Consider the following 20,999-nt stretch of genomic DNA (forward strand, 5'->3'; position numbering starts at 1 on the left):
CTTTCAGGGGCCGGGCCTTAGGCGGGCCGGTGTTGGGCGGCAAGCCCGAAAACCGCTATTTCCGGCTGCGCGGGCAGGGTCCGAGCTGCTCGATCACAAAGCGATAGTCGCGCACTGCTGCTGCCCGATCGGCCGCTGCGGTCGAGATATTGGCACCGCTTGGCAGTTGTCCGGGAAGGAAGCAGGCCAGGCGGTACCAGCCCAGCGAATCCCGCGCTGGCGGCGCGGCATCGCTCGATACGACTTCGGAAAACGAAACCGACCAGCGCGGCGCTTCTCCCGGCTTGCGGGCAACAGTAACGGCCGCAGGCTCGCCGCTTGCGGTCGACAGGAACAGCTGCGTCTCACCTTCTCCAGCCAAGTCGCCGCCGACGTGGATAGCCTCGCGCACGCCGGTCACCTTGTTTGGCGCTCTGGGTGCATATAGCTCCTTGAGCACGGCCCGGAGCCGCAGGTCGAGCGCCGGATCCCACAACAGCTGAGCGTCCGGCGCCACCAGTTGTAACTCGCCCGGCCTGGCCGGCACCGTTCGCGCGAACAGCACTGCGCTCTTCTTCTTGAACGGCACCGGCTTGCCCTTGGCATCAAGCGGCAGGTCGACCAGGTAACGCAGCACCGGCCCCAGCGGCTGGGTTCCAGCAATCACCCCTTCGGTTTTGGCCTCGACATAAAAACGCCCCCAGCCAGGGCGCAATCCGCGGGCCCGCTCGGGCTCGACCGGAACCACCTTGCGGGGCTGGGCGCGAATCACCAACGGGACCTGGTCCGCCAAATCGGCAAGGTCGGCATAGGTCAGGATTGCCGAGGGCGGCGGCGGCAAAGGCCGCGAATCGCCGAGCGCTGGGGTGGCCGCCAGACAAGCCAGCGTGACGGTAACGGCAGAACGAAAGCTAATGCGGGTCATTGGCATGGCCTATGTTTGAGCGCTTTGCCGCTGGCCTGCAAGGCCATAGGAGCGCGGGATTCAGGGACTTTCCCGTCCCTTCCATCTTAACACAGGTGAATCCTTGGTTAACCGGCTGGATGGCCGATAAAGCGTTGCGCGTGGCGGAAACGGCGGTTAAAGCACACGGAATTACGGGCCAAAAAACAACAACGGCTCACAATCCGGCCATGCGGACGTCGGGCGCCCGCTCGGTTTCCTGATTGACCCGCAGGGTGGAAATTAACAATCTGGCCGTCTGGCGCTTGCGATTCTCGCTTGCGTGAGGCGTCGGGTCCGGGCCTCGGCCCGGAGGGACTGTTTTAGGAGTGATGCGTCAGAATGGCTTACGCTGACCAAGAAGTTAGTGGCAACAAGATTGCCGCCTTTGTCGTCGTTGCCCTTTTGCACCTGGCCCTTGGCTATGCGCTGGTTACCGGCCTGGCCTATGAAGGGCTCAAACAGGTGGTCAAAAAGGTTACGACCGTAGACATCAAGAAGGACGAGCCCAAGAAGGAGCCGCCGCCGCCGCCCAAGAAGATGGCTGCTGCGCCTCCGATCGTGGCTCCGCCGCCGAAGATCAACGTGAGCAACGTCTCGCCTCCGGTCGAGACTGTGCAGACGGTGACGCCGCAACCGCCGCCACCAGTCTACGTCGCACCCCCGGCGCCCGTGGCCGCGCCTCCGCCGCCACCGCCCAAGTTCACGCCTAAGGCTGCTTCGCCCAAGGGTGCGTCGGGCAACTGGGTAACCACGAACGACTATCCGACCCGCGCCCTGCGCGAGGAGCGTGAAGGCGTGACTGGGTACCGGCTGTCGATTGGCCCGGATGGCAGGGTCACCGATTGCTCGATCACAAGCTCCAGCGGATCGCCCGACCTCGATGAGGCGACCTGCTCCAACCTTCGGCGGCGTGCGCGCTTCAACCCGGCTACTGACGGGGAAGGCAATCCCACTTCCGGCAGTTTCTCGGCACGCGTTCGCTGGGTCATTCCGAAGGAATAATTCGCAAATTGGGTTATCGGCCCCGGCGGCAAAATCGGGGTCAAAACGTTTCAACTAATTTCTCTTGAGAGGACTATCGCATGGTTTTTGAACTTCTCAACGCCGCAGCCAACGCGGCACCGCAGAACAAGTTCGGTTTCGCCGAAGCGCTCGAGCAGGGCGGTTTCATCGCCTATGCCACGGTTATCATTCTGGGCATCATGTCGTTCGGCTCGTTCTTCATCCTGATCACCAAATGGATCGAGCAGAACAAGATCCTCGGACAGTACAAGGCCATGCGTGGCAATTTCTGGCGCGCAGCCACCCTCAAGGAAGGCGCCGCAAAGCTCGACAAGAACAGCGCCTGGCGCCAGATCGTCGACGACGGCCTGTCGGCTGAAGAAGCCGCAGCCAAGATGAGCGACCAGACCGAAGCCCACGACTGGCTGCATGGTTCGCTGGCCCGTTCGGAAAACTCGATCAACGCCCGCCTCGCCGGCGGCCTGCCGTTCCTCGCCACCGTCGGTGCGACCTCGCCGTTCATCGGTCTGTTTGGGACCGTGGTCGGCATCTACCGCGCGCTGATCGCGATCGGCATCGCCGGTTCGGCCTCGATCGACAAGGTTGCGGGTCCGGTCGGTGAAGCTCTGATCATGACCGCGCTGGGTCTGCTCGTCGCGGTTCCGGCCGTGCTCGCCTACAACTACCTCCAGGCTCGCAACAAGCGGATTGCCGAACTTCTGACCGGTTTCTCGACCGATGTTCTCGCGAACATCAGCTCGAAGGGCGCCGTCAAGCCGGCCGTCGCTGCTGCACCGGCAGCCAAGCCCGCTGCTGCCGCTCCGGCTGCCAAGGCCTAAGATAACGCCAGGCCGGCGTCCGGGCACTGCCCGGCGCCGGTTCCTAGGCGGGCCAGTCAAACCCGTTTTGTCCAGTCCGCAGAATTGAAAAGATAGGAATTAGCCCATGGCGATTTCGATGGGAGGCGGCGGTCAGGAAAAACCGATGTCGGACATCAACACCACGCCCCTTGTGGACGTGATGCTGGTGCTCCTGATCATCTTCCTCATCGCAGTCCCGGTTGCCATCCAGACGATCCAGAAGCTCAAGATTCCCGTGCTCGTTTCACAGGAATCGAAGGACAAGGTCGAAAACCTCCTGCTTACCGTCAGCACGACCGATGCTGGTGGGCGCAGTGCGGGCGACCCGGGCTTCGAGGGTGCCTCGCTGGGTGGTGAATGCCGGATCTACTTCAACAACATCACCCCGGTGGATTCGACCGAGCTGCAGAAGCTGGCCTACAAGCGCCTTGACGCGATCGTTAAGCGTGCCGGTGGTCCGGAAGCACTCCGCGACAACCCCGAACTGATCCCGCAGGTCCACATCCGTGGCGACGTAGCTGCCCCATGGCGCTGCGTGGCCGGTGCGATCTACAACGTTCAGCTCGCCGGTTACCCGACTGTCGGCTTTATCTCGACCCCGGTCGATCCGAACGGCTGACCTCCGGGTCGACGCGAAACTATTCAGGAGTAACCCACCATGGCAATGTCAGCCGGCAGCGACGATGGCGAGCCGATGATGGAAATGAACACGACGCCGCTTATCGACGTCATGCTCGTTCTTCTCATCATGTTCATCATTACCATCCCCGTAGCCACCCACGCCGTGAACATCGACCTGCCGAACCCGGCCGCGCCGCCGCCTGATGTCATCATCAAGCGCGACAAGAACAAGGTCGTGATCATGCCGAATAACGACATCCTCTGGAACGGCACCTCGGTGAACGTGAACCAGCTCACCGGCTTGCTGAAGTCGACCCTGGCGATCAAGCCGGAGCCCGAGCTACAGTACCAGCCGGATGCCCAGGCGCCCTATGATACCAGCGTTACCGTGCTGAACATCATCAAGGGTTCCGGAGTTTCGGCCTTTGGCTTCGTCGGCAACGAACAGTATGCTGGCTTTGGCAAGGCCGCCAACGCGCCCAAGGTCGAAGGTCTCGACTAAGCAGCGCGAGCAGACAAACAGGAACAAGGGGCGGAGGAATCCGCCCCTTTTCTTTTGTCTCGATATCAGGATGACCTGCTCCTATTGACACCAAAATTGCATGTTATACTATCTCCTGTATTAAATGGTATTGAGGAGAGCATGCAATGGCCCAAACACTCATCGTGAATGACGGGCCTCTCGCCGAACTCAACACAACCCCGCTGATCGATGTCATGCTGGTGTTGCTGGTAATGTTCATCCTTTCGGTCCCGACCGCGCTCCACCAGACATCGTTCAACCTGCCTCGGTCGGACGGGACACCCCCCAAGGCTCCGATCCTGCCCGAGAACATGGTCTCGCTTACCTCGGTCGCGGAAATCCGCTGGAACGGACAGGCGGTCAGCGAAGGACAGCTGGTTAGCTTGTTGCAGGCTTCCACCCATCGCCAGCCGGAGCCCTTGATCCGTTTCGAACCCGAATCGGGTGCACCCTATGGCGCTTCGCTGCGGGTGCTAAACCTGATCCGGGCCACGGATCCGGCCGCCTTCGCATTTTCCGGCAACGAAAAATATGCCGACTTCGCGGCCGGGCCGAAACCGGCCCGCTAGGCGCGGTCATCCAGCCCGTCCGGGTCGCCGCGCATGGCCCGGCCCGCCAGGCTCTCCGCCTCGAACAGCAATTCGTCATCGGCCATGCCCTGCGGCAGGCTCTCGCGTCCGATCATCACCAGCACCGGTACCGCCAGCGGGCTGACCCGATCAAGGACAACGTGGCGTACTTCTCGCCCGGCCCGATCCAGCACCCCGGCCAGGCGCCCGATGTCGGTCATCCGGGCGCGGGCATCGGCCCAGGCTGCTTCAATCAAGACATGGTCAGGCTCATGCTTGCGCAGCACATCATATATCAAGTCGGTCGAGAAGGTCACTTGCCGCCCGGTCTTGCGTTTGCCCGGGTGCTGTCGCTCGACCAGCCCGGCGATCACCGCCACTTCCCGAAAGGCGCGCCGCAGCAGATAGCTGTCCTCGACCCAGGCGACGAACTCCTCGGCAAGGATATCGGGCGAGAGCAGTCCGGCGGGATCCCCCACCGCCTTCAGGCTCCACGCCGCCAGGGCATAATCGTTGGCGACAAAGCCCATCGGAGACAGCCCCAGCTGTTCCATCCGCCGGGTGATCAGCATGCCGAGCGATTGATGCGCCGGCCAGCCCTCGAAGCAGTAAAACACAGTGAAATGCTTGCCCTCATGCGGGAAGCTTTCAACCAGCAACTTGCCGGGCGCGGGCAGTTCCGAGCGCCAATCCTGCATTTCGAGCCATTCACGTACGTCGTCGGGGAAGCGGCTCCACCCGGCGCGGTCGTCCAGCAGCGCCTGGACCCGCCCGGCAAGGTGCGTGGTCAGCGGCAGGCGCTGCCCCATATAGCTGGGGATCTGTCCTGCCTTCTTCGCGGCACGCACGATCAGTTCGGTGTCGCGCATTGCCTCGATTTCGAGGTCGAGCCCGGCAAAGCGGATCGTGTCGCCGCTGCGCAGCGCCGCAGCAAAGCTCTCTTCCACCCGGCCGAGCGAACGACCATTGCGAAACCGGACGTCGACCATCTCGCTGTCAACGATGATTCCGGCGTTGAGTCGATGGCGCGCCGCGTGCTGGGGATGGGTCAGCCGCCACAATCCGTCGCGGCCCGCCGTAATCCGCTGGAACCGGTCATAAGCCCGCAGGGCATAGCCCCCGGTCGCGACAAAGCCGAGCACACGATCGAACGCCGCCGCATCGAGCCAGCGATAAGGCTCGGCCGACTGCACTTCGGCCAGCAGGTCATCCGCGCGGAATGGGCCGGCACAGGCCCGTGCCATGACATGCTGGGCCAATACATCGAGCGCACCGGGGCGAAACGCCTCGCCGTCGCGCTGCCCCTCGGCCACCGCTTGCTCGGCCGCCATCGCCTCGAGGAACTCAAACCGGTTGCCCGGCACCAGCATGGCCCGGCTGGCCTGATCGAGCCGGTGATTGGCGCGGCCGATCCGTTGCAGCAGCCGCGACGAACCCTTGGGCGCGCCCATCTGCACGACCAGATCGATATCGCCCCAGTCGACGCCCAAATCGAGGCTGGCAGTGCAGACCAGCGCCCGCAGCTCACCCCGGGCCATCGCCCCTTCCACCTTGCGGCGGGCCTCCTTTGACAGCGAACCGTGGTGGATGCCGATCGACAGCACGTCCTCATTCGCGGTCCACAGCTGCTGAAAGATGAACTCGGCCAGGAACCGGGTGTTGCAGAACACCAGGGTGGTCCGGTTCGCCTTGATCGCCCGATAGAGCTGGGGAACGGCCCAGGCGGCTGCATGCCCGCCCCAGGGGACCCTGGCCTCTTCGGGCAGGAGGATCGAAAGCTCCGGTTGCGCTCCTTGCTCTCCTTCAACGATCGAGACATCGGCCGCCGCCCCGTGCGGCGCAAGCCAAGCCGCAAAGGCCGCCGGATCAGCCAGTGTCGCCGAGAGCCCCACCCGCTGCAGACCCGGTGCGATAGCCTGGAGTCGTGACAAGGCTAACGCGAGCAAATCGCCACGCTTTGTCGGCGCAAAAGCATGGATCTCGTCGATCACCACCCGCTTCAGCCCCGCGAACATGGTCTCGGCTTCGGGATAGGACAGCAGCAGCGAGAGCGATTCGGGCGTGGTCAGCAGAACCTGCGGCGGTCGGACCCGCTGGCGGGCCTTGCGGTCCGACGGGGTATCGCCGCTGCGCACTTCGACCCGCATATCGAGCCCCAGCTCCGCGACCGGGGTCAGCAGGTTGCGCTGAACGTCATGCGCCAGCGCCTTGAGCGGAGAAACGTAGAGCGTGTGCAGCCCTTCTTCGGGTTTGCTTCCGCCCAGCCGCGACGGGCAGAAATCGGCGAGTGTGGGCAGGAAGCCGCCCAGCGTCTTGCCCGCCCCGGTATCCGCGACCAGCAAGGCGTGCCGGCCGGCCGCCGCCACTGCCAGCATCTCGGCCTGATGCCGCCGCAACCGCCAGCCGCGGGCGGAGAACCACTGTTCGAGTTCGGGAGGAAACAGATCCGACATTGCCAGCCAAGATGGGCGCAGATCGGCTGAGCACCAAGCCCTTCCTTCGCCGCACGGTCAGTGCCACAGTCCGTCGATGCAAGCGCTCGACTACCATGAACTCACCGCAATCGGGCTGGCCCTCGCGCTCGGCCTGTTGATCGGGGTGCAGCGCGGCTGGGCCAGCCGTGATGGCAAGCCCGGCAGCCGGTTTGCCGGGATCCGCACTTACGCGCTGTTCGGACTGCTCGGCGGGATTGCCGGAGCACTGCAATTGCGCGCCGCCGGCTTCGCCACCGTGCTGCTCGCCGCCGGGGCGGTGCTGGTCGTGCTGGGCTATTGGCGCAGCACCAAGGGCCGCGCCTCGATCAGCGGAACCGCCAGCCTGACCGGGTTGATCGCACTTGCCGCCGGATTCCTGGCGGGGAGCGGCGAATATGCCCTGGCCAGTGCCATGGCCGGATCGACCGTTCTGGTCCTCTCGCAGCGCAGCCGCTGGCATCACTGGCTCAGCCACGTCGAGGAGGCCGAGATGGTTGCGATCGCGCGCTTCGCCCTGATCGCGCTGGTGATCCTGCCGCTGCTGCCGAACGATCCGATCGGCCCTTATGGCGCGTGGAAACCGCGCCAGTTGTGGCTGGTGGTCGTCCTGGTATCGGGCTTTTCCTTTGCCGGATACGCCGCAGTCCGGCTGCTCGGCCCGGCACGCGGGGTGCTGGCAACCGCAGCCGCAGGCTCGATGGTTTCCTCGACGGCGGTCACCGCCTCACTGGCCGGGAAACTGCGCGACGGTTCGGGTAACACGATGCTGCTGAACGCCGGAGTCGCGCTGGCTAGCGCGACGATGTTCTTGCGGGTGACACTGCTGACGGCAGCCTTGGCGACATTCGCCCTGCCCGGCTTTGCCACTCTGGCCATGCCCGGCATGGTGGTCAGCTTTGCCGCCTGTTGGCTGATTTTGCGCCGCCGCGGGGATGGCGGCCCGGCCTATGAAGATGGGATGAAACTACGCAATCCGTTCGATCTGGGGCCGGCGCTGCTGCTGATGCTGCTGACCATGGCGCTGACGGTCGCGGCACGCTGGGTTCTGCAGCGCTATGGCGATTCGGGCCTGGCCACCGTGTTGGCGATTTCTGGCTCGGTCGATGTGGATTCGGCGATCATAACCATGGGCAACCTGCCAGCCGGCACCCTGACCGCGCGTGTTGCCGCACTGGTGCTGGCCCTGCCGGTCACGCTCAACACCTTGTTCAAGACCGCCACGCTGATCAGCATCGCCGGTTGGCGCAAGTCCTGGCCGGGGGCCAGCGCGATGCTGGCAAGCTTGGTGGCGCTGGGAGGCGGGGTGCTGACGGTCTACTAATGCCCCGCTTGCGGTCCACGCTGCAGTCCGCTTGCTGCCAGTTGCGCGTCAATCTGCTCCATCAGCCGATCAAGCCCGGCCTGGTCGCTGCTTTCGGCCCGGGCGACCAGCACGTCCTGGGTGTTGGAGGCGCGCAGCAGCCACCAGCCGTCTTCGGTCGAGACCCGCACCCCGTCGGTGGCGTCGACATCGGCCCCAGTAGCAGAGAGCCGCGCCTTGACCTCGTCAACCACGGCAAACTTGCGGCTTTCATCGACCTGAAAGCGCAGCTCCGGCGTATTGACCAGCGCCGGCATCGCCCCGCGCAGTTCGGATACAGTCCTGCCGAGCCGGGCCGAAGCCGCGATCAGCCGGATCGCTGCGTAAAGCGCGTCGTCGAAGCCGTAGTACTGGTGCGCGAAGAACACGTGACCGCTCATTTCGCCGGCCAAGGGCGCGCCAATTTCCTTCATTTTGGATTTAATCAGGCTGTGTCCGGTTTTCCACATAGTCGGCCGTCCACCAAGCCGAGACACCTGCTCGAATAGAGCGCGGCTGGCCTTCACATCCGCGATAATCGCGGCTCCGGGCTCCATCCGCAGGAGGTCTTCGGCGTATATCATGAGCAACTGGTCGCCCCAGATCACCCGGCCCTGCCCGTCGATCGCCCCGATCCGGTCGCCGTCGCCATCGAAAGCCACCCCGAAATCGAGCTTCTTGGCCGCGACCAGTGCCTTCAAATCGGCAAGGTTCTTCTCCTCGGTGGGATCCGGATGATGGTTCGGGAACGTCCCATCCACTTGGGTGAAAAGCAGATGGTGTTCGCCAGGAAGTTGCTGAGTCAGAAGTTCGAGCGCGGGGCCGGCGGCGCCGTTACCCGCGTCCCAGCCGATCCGCTGGCGGGCGAGCAGCCCGGCATCGATCCCCGCAAGCCCTTCGAGCATCCGCGCGACATAGGCATGGAGCACTTCGCGATGCTCATGGCTCCCCTGGCCTTCGGCCCAGTCGCCGCCCTTGGCCATGACGCCAAGCTGCTGGATATCCGCGCCAAAGAACGGCCGGCCCTGGAATACCATCTTGAAGCCATTGTAATTGGCGGGATTATGGCTGCCAGTTATCTGAATGCCGCCCTGCACATCTTCGGCTGAGGCCTCGGCATAATAGAGCATCGGGGTGGGCCCCATGCCGACCCGCACCGCATCGAGCCCGGCATCGTTGATCCCCTTGACCAGCGCCTCTTCGAGCATCGGCGAAGAGGTCCGCCCATCATAGCCGACCGCGATCCGCAGTCCCCCGGCCCGGCCCAGCAGGGTCGCGAAACCGCGCCCAATCGCATAGGCATCGGCCTCGCCCAGGGTTTCGCCAATGATCCCGCGAATATCGTATTCGCGCAGCACGGTGGGGTGGAACTGGTGGCTCATGATTTCTCCGTTTCGCTGCGGGCGATCCGCGCCAGCAACAGGTCGCGCGCGGCGTTGGCCTGATGGACCGCTTCGTTGCTGCCGCCGCGATCGGGATGAACCCGAACCAGCAGCCGGCGGTGCGCGTCGTTTATTTCGGCAGGAGTTGCATTTCGGTCAACGCCGAGCAGGGTTCGCGCCTGTGCCTCGGCTTGCGAGCGCTCGGATGCCCTCCACAGGTCCCACGGCCATTTGCCGGTGGCCATGCGCAGCACCAGGCAAGCGATCAACGCGAACAGGATCAGGCGGCCCATCGCCGCGCCCTATCAGGCCGAGGCGGCAAGCGCCAGTTCCGGCTCGCGGCTGCCGGGCATTGGCAAGGCCAGCGCGGCGATCAGGCTGCGCAGTTCCTGACGGGCGACCAGGTGGCTGGTGCCAAGCTCACCCAGGTGGCCCTTGTCGAGCAGGGTCAGGCCCGAGGGAAACAGTTCGCGGTAGATCACCCGTTCGCTGAGGCCGCTGGCGATCCGGAAGCCGACCCGTTTCGAAAGCTCGGTCAGGGCCTGATCGAGCCGCTTCATGTTGCGGGCTTCGGTATGCTGGGTGCGGTTGCGGACCACCACCCAGTCCATTTCGCGGCGCTTTTCCTTGATCGTGCTCATTGCCCGCTTCTTGCGCGCTTCCCAAATCAGTTCGGCATAGAACGAGAGACGGCGGACCTTGAAGGTTTCGGCGTCGACCTGGCCGATCAGATCAAAATCGACGAAACTGTCGTTGAGCGGGGTGACCAGGGTATCGGCCTCGGTCGCAACATGGCGAGCAAAGGGATCGTCGCGGCCCGGGGTATCAAAGATCAGGAAGTCCATCCCCTCGGAAAGTTCCGCGACCTGGGCATCGAGTTCCTCGATCGTCGATCCGGTGAACACTGCAAATCGGGCATTGGGCAGAACAATCGTCCGCCGCCGCTCGGTCTCCGCGCGGTTCTCCAGATAGCGGTGCAGCGTGCGCTGGCGCGGGTCGAGATCGAGCGCCGCTACCTTCGCACCCTGGTAGGCCAGCGCGATCGCGGTGTGAACCGCGGTGGTCGACTTGCCGGTGCCGCCCTTCTCGTTGGCGAAGACAATACGGTGCGGGGCGGGATGTGACGACACTTTGCTGATCTGACCTGCGTTTGAATGGTTGCCGCATGTTGCAGTGCAACGTAATGCGGGCGGGCTCTGGCCGCCCAGCGGTCTTACTCCAAGGGATCCGGTCCGTGCAAACCCACCATCAGCTTGATCCACTGCGCCGTGCAGTGGATGCCCTGAAGCAGGACGGCCCTCTGGCGCTGGTGCCGACCATGGGCGCGCTGCATGAAGGCCATCTGACGCTGGTCCGCGAAGCCCGCAAGCGCGCCGCCCACGTCGCGGTGTCGATCTTCGTCAATCCGCGCCAGTTCGGCCCGAACGAGGATCTGGCCAAGTATCCACGCCAGCTGGAGCGCGACAGCGAACTGCTGGCGGCCGAAGGGGTCAGCCTGCTGTGGGCCCCCGATGCCGAGGCGATGTATCCCGACGGCTATGCCACCACGATCAATGTCGGCGAAGTCAGTGAGGGGCTGTGCGGCGCGGCCCGGCCCGGTCATTTCGACGGGGTGGCCACGGTCGTCTGCAAGCTGTTCAACCAGGTCCGCCCCGACCTTGCTGTGTTCGGCGAAAAGGACTGGCAACAACTGGCGGTGATCCGCCGGATGGCACGCGATCTCGATCTGCTGTTGCCCACGGCCGAAGCGATCCACGGCGTGCCAACCGTGCGCGAGGCCGATGGCCTCGCGATGTCGTCGCGCAATGCCTATCTTTCCGCCGACGAACGCGTCCAGGCCGCCGCCCTGCCGCGCGCAATGCAGGCCGCCATCGCAGCGATGCGCGGCGGCGTGCCGGTAGAGTCTGCTCTCGAGGCGCTCAGGGCCAGCCTGCTGGAAGGCGGGTTTGCGTCGGTCGATTATGCCGAAGTTCGCCACGCCGAATCGCTGGTGCCGCTTGTCGCGCTGAGCGATGCTCCGGCCCGGCTGCTGGTCGCGGCCCGGATCGGTCCGGCGCGACTGATCGACAATATGGCGGTCTGACCCTGCATTTGGCGGGTTTGTCCAATACCCATCCCGCGAATCGTGACAATCACCGTACAGGCACGGAGCGCTGGTCCGCTCGCGCCGGGGGCAGGGCGGGCTTGCTGAGGCAGGCCCGCCCGACTGCATTTTGAGCCGATGCACTGCAATCAGCGAACTTGGCCCTGGGTCTTTCCGCTGCGCCGGGGTGGCTTTCCGAACGCGCTGCAATGCCAGCGGGTGAAGGCCCCAATCGAACCATAGCCAAGAATCTCGGCCACATCGGTCACCCGCATCCGCGGATTGGCCAGAAACTCGACCGCCAGTTGCATTCGGGCCCGATTGAGCAGCTGGCTGAAGCTGGTGCCATCGGTGTCGAGCAACCGCTGCAAGGTCCGGACGCTGTGCCCCAGCGAGGCGGCGCAGGTCTGGATTGAGGCCCGGCCCGAGGGCAGCAGAAGCCGGATCAACTGGTCGACATGTTCGGCCGTGGTGCTGGCGGCGGGACGCATCGCCGTATCGAGCAGCTGCCGGGCATGGCTGGCGAGATGGGTATCGGCACGGGCATTAGCGCGATCGAGATCGGCGGTAGCCACAACCAGGCCGGTGAATTCGCTGTCGAACTGCAGCGGACAGCCAAACATCCTGGCGAAAACGGCACGGTCGGCAGCCGGCGGCGACGGATGCGTAAAGCAGGCCAGTTGCGGAGCCCAGCCGGGGCCCAGCACCGCTGCGCAGAGCCGGACCAACACCGCCAGCACCAGGTTTGCGGACTGCCGCGCCGGTTCGGGCCGGCTGAGGATGAAATCTTCGCGCAGGATCACCACGTCGCGGCGCTCCTCAACGTTCAGCATCAGCGTGGAGTTGATCCGGCCGCGAAATTCGATCAGCGCGGCCAGCGCCGCGCGCAGGTTGGGCTGGTGCGCAATCAGCAGGCTGGTCGCCCCAAGATTGGCAAGCAGCCGCCCCTCGGCCATCCGCAGCCCCAGCGTCATGCAGCCGGCGGCCTCAGCGCTGCGTTCCAGCAACCGCACAGCCGCGCGCGCCGGAATCAGTTGCTCGGGATTGGCCAGAAGCGCCGCATCGAGGCCTTGCTCACTCAGCAAGGGTCGAGGATTGATCCCGAAGCTGTGCATGGTTTCGAGATAGCCGGTCAGGGCAGCCACGCGGACCAGTTCAGCCATTGCCGCACTCCTGTCTTGCTGCCCAGCCTGGCACGAAATGCAAAAAGTTTGGCGTCAAATGTGAAAAATGGCAAGCGGCGATCGCTTATCCAAGAGCCAAGAAGAGTTGGGAGAGGATGTCACGATGGCAAAAGCCGTCCGTTTTCACCAGGCCGGTGGGCCCGAGGTCTTGCAGGTCGAACAGGTCGAAGTCGGCAAGCCTGGCCCGGGTGAAGTCCTGTTGCGCCACCATGCGGTCGGCTGCAATTTTGCGGATACCTATTTCCGCTCCGGGCTCTACCCGGTCCAGCCCCCGTGCGGGATTGGGGTCGAAGCGGCGGGAGAGGTGCTGGCGCTGGGCGAAGGCGTGACATCGGTCGCAGTCGGCGACCGCGTCAGCTACAACGGCGGGCCGCTGGGTGCCTATGCCACCGAGCGGGTCATGCCGGCCGCGCCGCTGTTCAAATTGCCGGACAATGTCGATTTCGAGACCGCCGCGGCATCCACCATGCGCGGACTTTCGGCGACCTATTGGCTCAAGAAGGCCGACCCTCGGCTCAGGGCTGGCGACACGATCCTGCTCCACGCGGCCGCCGGCGGGGTCGGGCTGCTGGCGATCCAGGTCGCCAAGCTGCTGGGGATCCGGGTAATCGGCACGGTCTCCAGCGAGGAAAAGGCCGAGGCCGCCCGCGCGGTCGGCTGCGACGAGATCATTTTCTATCGTCGCGAGGACGTGCCGGCCCGGGTCAAGGAACTGACCGGTGGCGAAGGCGTGCAGACCGTGTTCGACGGGGTCGGCAAGGATACCTTCGAAAGCTCGCTCAAGTCGCTGCGGCGGCGCGGGGTGCTGGTCGGCTGCGGCACCGCATCTGGCCCGATCCCCCCGATCGACGCCTTCCAGTTGATGCTGCAGGGCTCGGTCTATTTCATCCGCCCGGCCTTCATGGATTTCTACGCTGACCCGGCCGAACGCGCCGAATTGTCGTCGTGGTGGTTCGACCACCTCTCCGCCCGACGGATCAAGGTCAGGATCGACAAGCGCTACGCCCTTGAAGACTGCGTTCAGGCCCACCGCGACATCGAAGCCGGGCAGGCGATCGGCTCGTCGATTTTCGTGATCTGAAGGAACAGGCGATGCGGATCGAGAAGCTTACCTGCAGTATCGGCGCCGAACTTACGGGCGTGAACCTGGCCGAGGCAGCGCGTAACGACGATCTGTTCGGCGCGATCCGCGCTGCACTGCTGGAACACAAGGTGCTGTTCCTGCGCGATCAGGATATCTCTCGCGCCGATCACGTTGCCTTTGCCGAACGGTTCGGGCCGCTGGAGGACCATCCCGTCGCCGGCAGCGATCCCGAGAATCCGGGGCTGGTGCGGATCTACAAGGACGAAAACTCACCGCCCGATTTCTATGAGAATTCGTGGCACGCAGATGCGACCTGGCGCGAGGCGCCGCAAATGGGCGCGGTGCTGCGCTGCGTCACTTGCCCGCCGGTCGGTGGGGACACGATGTGGGCCAACATGGAACGCGCCTATGAGGATCTGGCCGACCACATCAAGGAAACGATCGCGCCCCTGAAGGCCCGTCATTCGATCGAGGCGAGTTTTGGCGCGCGGATGCCCGACGAAAAGCGCCTGGCGCTGAAGGCCCAGTTCCCCGATGCAGAACATCCGGTGGTGCGGACCCATCCTGAAACCGGCCGCAAGGCGCTTTACGTCTGCGGCTTCACCACCCATTTCACCAATTTCCACACCAGTGCCAACGTCCGCTATGGCCAGGATTATGCGCCGGGCGGGGCGGCCTTGCTGCACTACCTCATCGGCCGTGCGCAGATCCCGGAATACCAGGTCCGCTGGCGCTGGCGGCCCGGCTCGATGGCGATCTGGGATAACCGCTGCACCCAGCATTACGCCGTGATGGATTACCCCCCCTGCGTCCGCCAGATGGAGCGCGCCGGGATCATTGGTGATCGACCGTTTTAGCTAAGCCCCTCCCCTAAAGGGGCGGGTGAGAAAAATAGGAGAAGTGACATGCAATTCTTCGACGAAAGCCTGCTTCCCGAAAACCAGGACCCGCTGGTGATCCAGGTTGCACCCTATGCCCCGAGCTTCATGCCGCAGGATAGCGACGACATTCCGGTGAGCTATGCCGAACAGGTCCAAAAGGCGGTTGATTGCTACAACGCCGGTGCGACCGTGCTGCACCTTCACGTGCGGGAACCCGACGGCACCGGGTCCAAGGATCTCGACCGCTTCAACGAAATGCTCGACCGGCTGCGCACGGCGGTACCCGACATGGTGCTGCAGGTCGGCGGCTCGATCAGCTTTGCCCCGAAGAGCGACAGCGCCGCAGCTGAATGGCTGGACGACGATACCCGCCACATGCTGGCCGATCTCAAGCCCGTGCCTGATCAGGTGACGCTGGCGGTCAATACCAACCAGATGAACGTGATGGAACTGATCACCGAGGATGACGCGAAGGGCACCACGATGTGGGACGTCTACCGCGAAGCCTATACCGAGATGTATTACGATGCCGGGCCGGCCTTCATGAAGGAACACATGAAGCGGCTCACGGCTTCGGGAATCCAGACGCACTTCCAGATCGGTTGCGCGCGCGATCTGGAAACGGTCGAGCGGCTGGTCCGGAATGGCCATTACATGGGCCCGCTGGTCTGCAACTGGGTCGCGATCGGCGGCGGGCACGATGGTCCCAACCCGCGCAACCTGATGGAATTCATCAACCGGCTGCCGCAGAATGCGGTCTGCACGGTCGAAGGGCTGATGCGCAGCATGTATCCGCTGATCACCATGGGCATCGCGATGGGCCTGCACGTCCGGGTTGGCCAGGAAGACAACCTGTGGGGCCGCAAGGGCGAACGCGCCACCTCGGTCCAGCAGATCGAAAAGGCAGTGCGGATTTCCGAGGAGCTGTGGCGCCCGATCGCTTCGGGCAAGGAAGCCAGGGAAATCTACCAGATCGGTACCTTCTATTCGAGCGTCGAGGAAACGCTGGAGAAGAACGGCTGGCTGCCCGGCCCCCGCCCGGGACGGCGCACGGCCCGGCTCAGCGCCGCTGCATGAGCGCAACGGTCCTCTTCGTTCCCGGCCTTCGGGACCATGTCGAGGATCACTGGCAGACTCACGCAGCCCGCTCGATACCGGGTTCGGTGACGGTTGAACCGCTCACCGAAGACCGGTTGTCGCGGGCAGCGCGGGTCGCCGCGCTCGATGCCGCGCTGCGCGTGATCGAAGGCGAAGTCGTTATCGCGGCGCACAGCGCCGGGTGCCTGATGGTCGCGCACTGGGCGCTAACGCCCAGCCGGGCGATCAAGGCGGCATTGCTGGTGACTCCGGCCGATGTCGAACATCCGCTGCCGCCTGGCTACCCGGCCTTTGACGATTTGGCCGCGAACGGCTGGATCCCGATCCCCCGCGCACCTTTGCCTTTTCCGGCCACGGTCGTGGCAAGCCGGAACGATCCGCTCGCCGGGTTTGCGCGGATCGAGCGGCTCGCGGCCGATTGGGGCGCCGGGCTGCACGATGCCGGCGCGGTCGGCCATCTCAATCCGGCGGCGGGTTACGGACCCTGGCCGGATGGCCAGCGCCTGATCGAGCAGCTACGACAGTGACCCGATCGGGGAGAGGATAGCAGGACATGGCCGGACACATACCGCAGGGCATTCCGGCCGACGGAGGACCGCAACGCGCGACCGTCTATGCCTGGCTGGTCTTCGCGCTGAGTTTTGGCCTGCTGATGTCGGACTATATGGCCCGGCAGGTCCTCAACGCGGTCGGGCCGCTGCTCAAGCAGGAATGGTTGCTCAGCGATACCCAGGTCGCTTCGCTAGCCAGCGTGGTTTCATTGGCAGTCGGCGTGCTGACCCTGCCGTTATCGCTGCTGGCCGATCGTTTCGGCCGGGTCCGCAGTCTGGTCGCAATGGCGGTCCTGTGGAGCCTGGCGACCTTGCTGTGCGGCTGGGCCGAAAACTACCCGCAATTGCTGGCTGCGCGCCTGCTGGTCGGGGTCGGCGAGGCCGCCTATGGCTCGGTCGGGATCGCGGTCGTGATCTCGGTCTTTCCGGTATCGATGCGCTCGACCCTCGCCAGCGCGTTTCTGGCCGGCACAGTGGTCGGCCAGGTCCTGGGCGTAGCGATCGGAGCGCAGGTTGCCGCGACGTACGGCTGGAGGGTCGCCTTCGTCGTGATCGGGCTGTCCGGGCTGGCGCTGGCGGCGATATATCCGCTGGTCGTGCGCGAAAGCCGGTTGGGAGTGCCGCCCCCGCGCGAACCGTTCAACCTGCGGGTACTGACCCGGCAGGTCCTGGGCAGCCGGGTCCTGCAGCTGAGCTATTTCGGCAGCGGGATCCAGTTGTTCTGTACCGGCACCCTGGCGGTGTTCCTGCCGCTGCTATTTACCCGGCACTACGCCATGGCGCTGGCGCAGGCCGGGCAGGCAACCGCGATCGCGCTGCTGATCTGCGCGGTCGGCATGGTCTGCTGCGGAATGCTGAGCGACCGGATCGCGGTAAGGCGTCCTCACGCCTTGCCGTTCGCCGCGATCGGTTTTGCCTTGGTTTCAGCGCTGCTGTTCGCCCTGGCCTTTGCCGCGCCGCCGGGCGCATTTCAGCTGGCGATGCTCGGCGGCGGTCTGCTGGTCGTGGCCGGGGTGGCCGGAGTGGCCGGGGCCATGGTTGCCAACCTCACACCCAAGGCTGTTCACAGCACCGCCATGGCCACGCTGGCCCTGGCAAACAATCTGGTAGGACTGGCCCCTGGCCCGCTGATCACCGGATGGCTCGCCGATCGCAGCGACCTGCTACATGCCCTGATGATCCTGCCACTGCCTTGCCTGCTCTCGGCCCTGGCATTCGTCCTCGCGCGGCGCGGCTATCGAAATGCGTTGGGAGGAGTGGAGCGGGTAGCGGGAATCGAACCCGCATAGCCAGCTTGGAAGGCTGGTGCTTTACCACTAAGCTATACCCGCATGGCCCCAAGGGCTTGCTGCCCGCCCTATGCTTCAAGGTCGCCGCGCGGTCAATCCGCTTGGACCTGAGCCTGTAGCAAAATCCAGCTTTACCGGTCCGGCGGATCGGAGCAGCCTGCCCTTCCCGGCGCATCATGACGCCGGGAAAGGAGGGGATAATGACCGATTTGAGAAAGCTGTGCGCCGAGACTTTCGGCACGTTCTGGCTGGTGTTCGGCGGCTGCGGCAGCGCGATCTATGCCGCCGCCTATCCAGGGCTGGGTATAGGCTTTGCCGGGGTCAGCCTGGCCTTTGGCCTGACCGTGCTGACCATGGCCTACGCCGTGGGCCACATCTCGGGCGGACATTTCAATCCGGCGGTGACGGTCGGGTTGTGGGCCGGCGGGCGCTTTGCCGCAAAGGACGTAGCGCCCTATGTGGTGGCCCAGGTGGTCGGTGCGATAATCGCCGCCTTCACGCTCTACTGCATCGCCAAGGGTGCGCCCGGCTGGGAACTGGGTGCCGGCAAGCTCGCCAGCAACGGCTATGATGCGGCCTCGCCCGGCAAATTTGGGCTGGGCACGGCCTTCCTGGTCGAGGTGCTGCTGACCGCCTTCTTCCTGCTGATAATCATGGGTTCGACCGACCGGCTCGCCACGGCCGCAGCGGCACCGATCGCGATCGGCCTGGGCCTGACGCTGATTCACCTGATTTCAATCCCGATCACCAACACCTCGGTCAACCCGGCGCGCAGCACCGGGCCGGCGCTGGTCGAGGGCGGGGTCGCGCTCCACCAGCTGTGGCTGTTCTGGCTGGCGCCGCTGATCGGCGGCGTGCTGGGCGGTCTGGCTTATCGGACCTTGCTGGCCGAGCCCGACTGAGCGAGGGGCCTGCAAAGCAAAAGCCCCGGCACCGCAGGGTGCCGGGGCTCTTTGTTGGTCCGGTCCGGACGAGAGGGATCAGTGCCCCTTCTTGTCGGCCCAAATGTTGCGGTAGGACATGTAGCCCAGCACGGTGGCGAACAGCATGAAGCCCATCCACACAAACCCGGTCTGGTGGCGCTGCTCAAGCTCAGGCTCGGCAGTCCAGACCAGGAAGGCGGCCACGTCCTTGGCCATCTGGTCAACCGTTGCCGGGGTCCCGTCCGAATAGGTTACCTGGCCCTCCGCCGTCAGCGGCGGCGCCATCGCGATGTTGAGGTTCGCGAAGTACGGGTTGAAATGCAGCCCGTCGGGAGTCTTGGCATCGGGGAACTCCTTCAGCAGTTCCTTGCCTTCGTGGTTCTTGTAACCCGCTTGGTTCGCGTAGCCCGTCAGCAATGAATAGACATAGGCCGCGCCGCCATGCCGTGCCTTGGTGATCAGCGAAAGATCGGGCGGATGGCCGGCACCGGCATAGACCACCGGCGGGAACTTGTCGGAAGGCTGGCCCGGACGGTCCTTGAACTCACCGGTCAGCGGATCGGCAGCATTGATCGTCGCCTTGGCGGCGATCGCCTTAACCTCTGCCTCATTGTAGCCAAGCGCGGCAAGGCTGCGATACGATACGTGCTTCAGCGAATGGCACGAAGCGCAGACGTTCTGGTAGACGGCAAAGCCGCGTTGCAGCTGGGCTTCGTCGAACTTTCCGAACACGCCGTCACTGGCAAGATCGAGTTTCTTCAGGTCATGCTTGACGAAGGCCTTCTCGACCGTGTGCGGCAAGCCGTCCTTGCCGAGCTGGATCGTATCCCAGAGCAGCGACCAGAGCAGCGCGGCCGCGAAGAACAGGCCGGTAAGGATGGAGATGATGCGGATCATGGGTCTCTCTTTCCGTCTGTCCGGGACTTAGCCCTGAGCTTCCAGCTTGGCGGCGCCATCGCTGCCCAGAACGCTCTCGGTGATCGAGAAGGGCAGCGGATCGGGCCGTTCGATCGAGGATACGATCGGCACAATCACCAGGAAGTGCAGGAAGTAGTAAATCGTCGCGAGCTGCGAGATCAGCACATAGGGTTGCTCGGCCGGCGCACCGCCGAGATAGCCGAGGATCAGCACGTCGATCACCAGCACCCAGAAGAACTTGCGGTACAGCGGGCGATAGGTGGCCGAGCGGACCGGCGAGCGATCGAGCCAGGGCAGGAAGAACCACACCAGGATCGCCGCGAACATTGCCAGCACGCCCAGCAGCTTGGCATCGAAGATCAGGAAGTTCTGCGTGAAGCTGCGCAGGATCGCGTAGAACGGCCAGAAATACCATTCGGGCACGATGTGCGCCGGCGTCTGCATCGGGTTGGCCGGAATGTAGTTGTCCGGGTGGCCCAGCGCGTTCGGCATGAAGAACAGGAAGGCGCTGTAAATCAGCATGAACAGGCCGATCGTCCAGCCATCCTTGCCCACGTAGTAAGGATAGAACGGCACGGTATCGCTTTCGCTCTTCACTTCCACCCCGGTCGGGTTCGACGAGCCGGGGATGTGCAGCGCCCAGATATGCAGGATCACCACGCCCAGGATCACGAAGGGCAGCAGGAAGTGCAGCGAGAAGAAACGGTTTAGCGTGGCGTTACCCGGGGCAAAACCGCCCAGCAGCCATTCTTTCAGCGGATCGCCGACCAGCGGGATCGATCCAAACAGCCCGGTTATGACCTGCGCGGCCCAGTAGGACATCTGGCCCCACGGCAGCACGTAGCCCATGAAGGCGGTTGCCATCATCAGCAGGAAGATCACCACGCCGAGCAGCCAGATCATCTCGCGCGGGGCCTTGTACGACCCGTAATAGAACCCGCGGAAGATGTGGAGATAGACCACCGCGAAGAAGGCCGCTGCGCCGTTGGCGTGGCCATACCGCAGCATCCAGCCCCAGTTGACGTCACGCATGATGTGCTCGGTCGAGTTGAAGGCAACCGAGGTATCGCCGCCGTAATGCATCGCCAGGATCACCCCGGTGACGATCTGGATCACCAGGCAGAAGCCGGCCAGGAACCCGAAGTTCCAGAAATAGTTGAGGTTGCGCGGCACTTCATAGCCGCCGCCAACCGCATTGTAGACCAGCCGCGGCAGCGGCAGCCGCTGATCGAACCAGACCATCAGCGGGTGGCTCGGCTTGTATTCGTTTGCCCAGGGGAAGCTCATGATGGT

At 64.4% G+C, this 20,999-nt stretch carries 21 protein-coding genes and 1 tRNA gene; 13 read left to right on the forward strand and 9 right to left on the reverse strand.

What is annotated here, in order from left to right:
- Window positions 1-55: 55 nt before the first annotated feature.
- Window positions 56-904: a hypothetical protein gene (locus tag B2V17_RS00700; RefSeq protein WP_292994150.1), complete on the reverse strand. Its 849-nt coding sequence runs from the start codon at window positions 902-904 to the stop codon at window positions 56-58.
- 360 nt (window positions 905-1,264) lie between these two features.
- Here B2V17_RS00700 and B2V17_RS00705 point away from each other — a divergent pair, with 360 nt between their 5' ends.
- The 5 genes from B2V17_RS00705 to B2V17_RS00725 all read left to right on the forward strand — a co-directional run bounded on the left by B2V17_RS00705 (window position 1,265) and on the right by B2V17_RS00725 (window position 4,500).
- Window positions 1,265-1,927 carry an energy transducer TonB gene (locus B2V17_RS00705; RefSeq protein WP_292994152.1) on the forward strand — a complete coding sequence of 221 codons (663 nt, stop codon included), beginning with the start codon at window positions 1,265-1,267 and terminating at the stop codon, window positions 1,925-1,927.
- Window positions 1,928-2,007: 80 nt separating this feature from the next.
- Window positions 2,008-2,766, forward strand: coding sequence for a MotA/TolQ/ExbB proton channel family protein (locus B2V17_RS00710; RefSeq protein ID WP_292994154.1), 759 nt, complete (start codon window positions 2,008-2,010; stop codon window positions 2,764-2,766).
- Between the two features lie 106 nt (window positions 2,767-2,872).
- On the forward strand, window positions 2,873-3,406 hold the full coding sequence (locus B2V17_RS00715; protein ID WP_292994156.1) for an ExbD/TolR family protein: 534 nt from the start codon (window positions 2,873-2,875) through the stop codon (window positions 3,404-3,406).
- Window positions 3,407-3,445: 39 nt separating this feature from the next.
- Entirely contained in the window at window positions 3,446-3,910 is a 465-nt protein-coding gene (locus tag B2V17_RS00720) for an ExbD/TolR family protein (RefSeq protein WP_292994158.1), read from the forward strand.
- Between the two features lie 146 nt (window positions 3,911-4,056).
- The gene (locus B2V17_RS00725) at window positions 4,057-4,500 is read left to right on the forward strand and encodes an ExbD/TolR family protein (protein WP_292994160.1); all 444 of its coding nucleotides are present in this window, start codon (window positions 4,057-4,059) and stop codon (window positions 4,498-4,500) included.
- Here the strand turns inward: B2V17_RS00725 and B2V17_RS00730 are convergent.
- Entirely contained in the window at window positions 4,497-6,953 is a 2,457-nt protein-coding gene (locus B2V17_RS00730; protein WP_292994162.1) for a ligase-associated DNA damage response DEXH box helicase, read from the reverse strand. The two genes, B2V17_RS00725 and B2V17_RS00730, sit on opposite strands and share 4 nt — an antisense overlap.
- A 76-nt stretch (window positions 6,954-7,029) precedes the next feature.
- On the opposite strand from B2V17_RS00730, the gene B2V17_RS00735 reads away from it, so the two are divergent.
- Window positions 7,030-8,295 carry an MgtC/SapB family protein gene (locus tag B2V17_RS00735; RefSeq protein WP_292994164.1) on the forward strand — a complete coding sequence of 422 codons (1,266 nt, stop codon included), beginning with the start codon at window positions 7,030-7,032 and terminating at the stop codon, window positions 8,293-8,295.
- Here the strand turns inward: B2V17_RS00735 and pgmG are convergent.
- Genes pgmG through B2V17_RS00750 form a run of 3 tightly spaced genes read right to left on the reverse strand, consistent with a single transcriptional unit; the run spans window position 8,292 to window position 10,825 of the window.
- Window positions 8,292-9,695: a phosphoglucomutase/phosphomannomutase PgmG gene (pgmG, locus tag B2V17_RS00740; protein WP_292994166.1), complete on the reverse strand. Its 1,404-nt coding sequence runs from the start codon at window positions 9,693-9,695 to the stop codon at window positions 8,292-8,294. The genes B2V17_RS00735 and pgmG overlap by 4 nt on opposite strands.
- Window positions 9,692-9,988, reverse strand: a complete 297-nt coding sequence (locus B2V17_RS00745; RefSeq protein WP_292994168.1) for a J domain-containing protein — start codon at window positions 9,986-9,988, stop codon at window positions 9,692-9,694. Before B2V17_RS00745 ends, pgmG begins: the two co-directional genes overlap by 4 nt.
- Window positions 9,989-10,000: 12 nt before the next feature.
- A complete protein-coding gene (locus B2V17_RS00750; protein ID WP_292994170.1) occupies window positions 10,001-10,825 on the reverse strand; it encodes a division plane positioning ATPase MipZ in 825 nt (274 codons plus the stop codon).
- 104 nt (window positions 10,826-10,929) lie between these two features.
- On the opposite strand from B2V17_RS00750, the gene panC reads away from it, so the two are divergent.
- A complete protein-coding gene (gene panC / locus B2V17_RS00755; RefSeq protein WP_292994172.1) occupies window positions 10,930-11,778 on the forward strand; it encodes a pantoate--beta-alanine ligase in 849 nt (282 codons plus the stop codon).
- Between the two features lie 149 nt (window positions 11,779-11,927).
- On the opposite strand, the gene B2V17_RS00760 is transcribed toward panC, so the two are convergent.
- The gene (locus tag B2V17_RS00760) at window positions 11,928-12,941 is read right to left on the reverse strand and encodes an AraC family transcriptional regulator (protein WP_292994174.1); all 1,014 of its coding nucleotides are present in this window, start codon (window positions 12,939-12,941) and stop codon (window positions 11,928-11,930) included.
- Between the two features lie 124 nt (window positions 12,942-13,065).
- Here B2V17_RS00760 and B2V17_RS00765 point away from each other — a divergent pair, with 124 nt between their 5' ends.
- The 5 genes from B2V17_RS00765 to B2V17_RS00785 are packed head-to-tail and all read left to right on the forward strand — an operon-like array spanning window position 13,066 to window position 17,865.
- Window positions 13,066-14,043, forward strand: coding sequence for a quinone oxidoreductase family protein (locus B2V17_RS00765; RefSeq protein WP_292994176.1), 978 nt, complete (start codon window positions 13,066-13,068; stop codon window positions 14,041-14,043).
- Window positions 14,044-14,054: 11 nt separating this feature from the next.
- Window positions 14,055-14,903: a TauD/TfdA dioxygenase family protein gene (locus B2V17_RS00770; protein ID WP_292994178.1), complete on the forward strand. Its 849-nt coding sequence runs from the start codon at window positions 14,055-14,057 to the stop codon at window positions 14,901-14,903.
- Window positions 14,904-14,951: 48 nt separating this feature from the next.
- The gene (locus tag B2V17_RS00775) at window positions 14,952-16,004 is read left to right on the forward strand and encodes a 3-keto-5-aminohexanoate cleavage protein (RefSeq protein WP_292994180.1); all 1,053 of its coding nucleotides are present in this window, start codon (window positions 14,952-14,954) and stop codon (window positions 16,002-16,004) included.
- Window positions 16,001-16,552 (forward strand): RBBP9/YdeN family alpha/beta hydrolase, encoded by a 552-nt coding sequence (locus B2V17_RS00780; protein ID WP_292994182.1) that lies wholly within the window; start codon window positions 16,001-16,003, stop codon window positions 16,550-16,552. Before B2V17_RS00775 ends, B2V17_RS00780 begins: the two co-directional genes overlap by 4 nt.
- Before the next feature lie 26 nt (window positions 16,553-16,578).
- Window positions 16,579-17,865, forward strand: coding sequence for an MFS transporter (locus B2V17_RS00785; protein ID WP_292994184.1), 1,287 nt, complete (start codon window positions 16,579-16,581; stop codon window positions 17,863-17,865).
- Here the strand turns inward: B2V17_RS00785 and B2V17_RS00790 are convergent.
- Window positions 17,834-17,907 (reverse strand) — tRNA-Gly (locus B2V17_RS00790). The genes B2V17_RS00785 and B2V17_RS00790 overlap by 32 nt on opposite strands.
- 158 nt (window positions 17,908-18,065) lie before the next feature.
- Between B2V17_RS00790 and aqpZ the strand changes: the two genes are divergently transcribed.
- Window positions 18,066-18,767, forward strand: coding sequence for an aquaporin Z (gene aqpZ, locus B2V17_RS00795; RefSeq protein WP_292994186.1), 702 nt, complete (start codon window positions 18,066-18,068; stop codon window positions 18,765-18,767).
- Between the two features lie 78 nt (window positions 18,768-18,845).
- Here aqpZ and B2V17_RS00800 read toward each other — a convergent pair whose 3' ends face one another.
- Both B2V17_RS00800 and B2V17_RS00805 read right to left on the reverse strand, forming a co-directional pair.
- Window positions 18,846-19,685, reverse strand: a complete 840-nt coding sequence (locus tag B2V17_RS00800) for a cytochrome c1 (RefSeq protein WP_292994188.1) — start codon at window positions 19,683-19,685, stop codon at window positions 18,846-18,848.
- 27 nt (window positions 19,686-19,712) lie between these two features.
- The gene (locus B2V17_RS00805) at window positions 19,713-20,993 is read right to left on the reverse strand and encodes a cytochrome b (protein ID WP_292994190.1); all 1,281 of its coding nucleotides are present in this window, start codon (window positions 20,991-20,993) and stop codon (window positions 19,713-19,715) included.
- Window positions 20,994-20,999: the final 6 nt, after the last annotated feature.

It is taken from the genome of Novosphingobium sp. UBA6272 (assembly GCF_002440635.1).
Lineage (GTDB): Bacteria > Pseudomonadota > Alphaproteobacteria > Sphingomonadales > Sphingomonadaceae > Novosphingobium.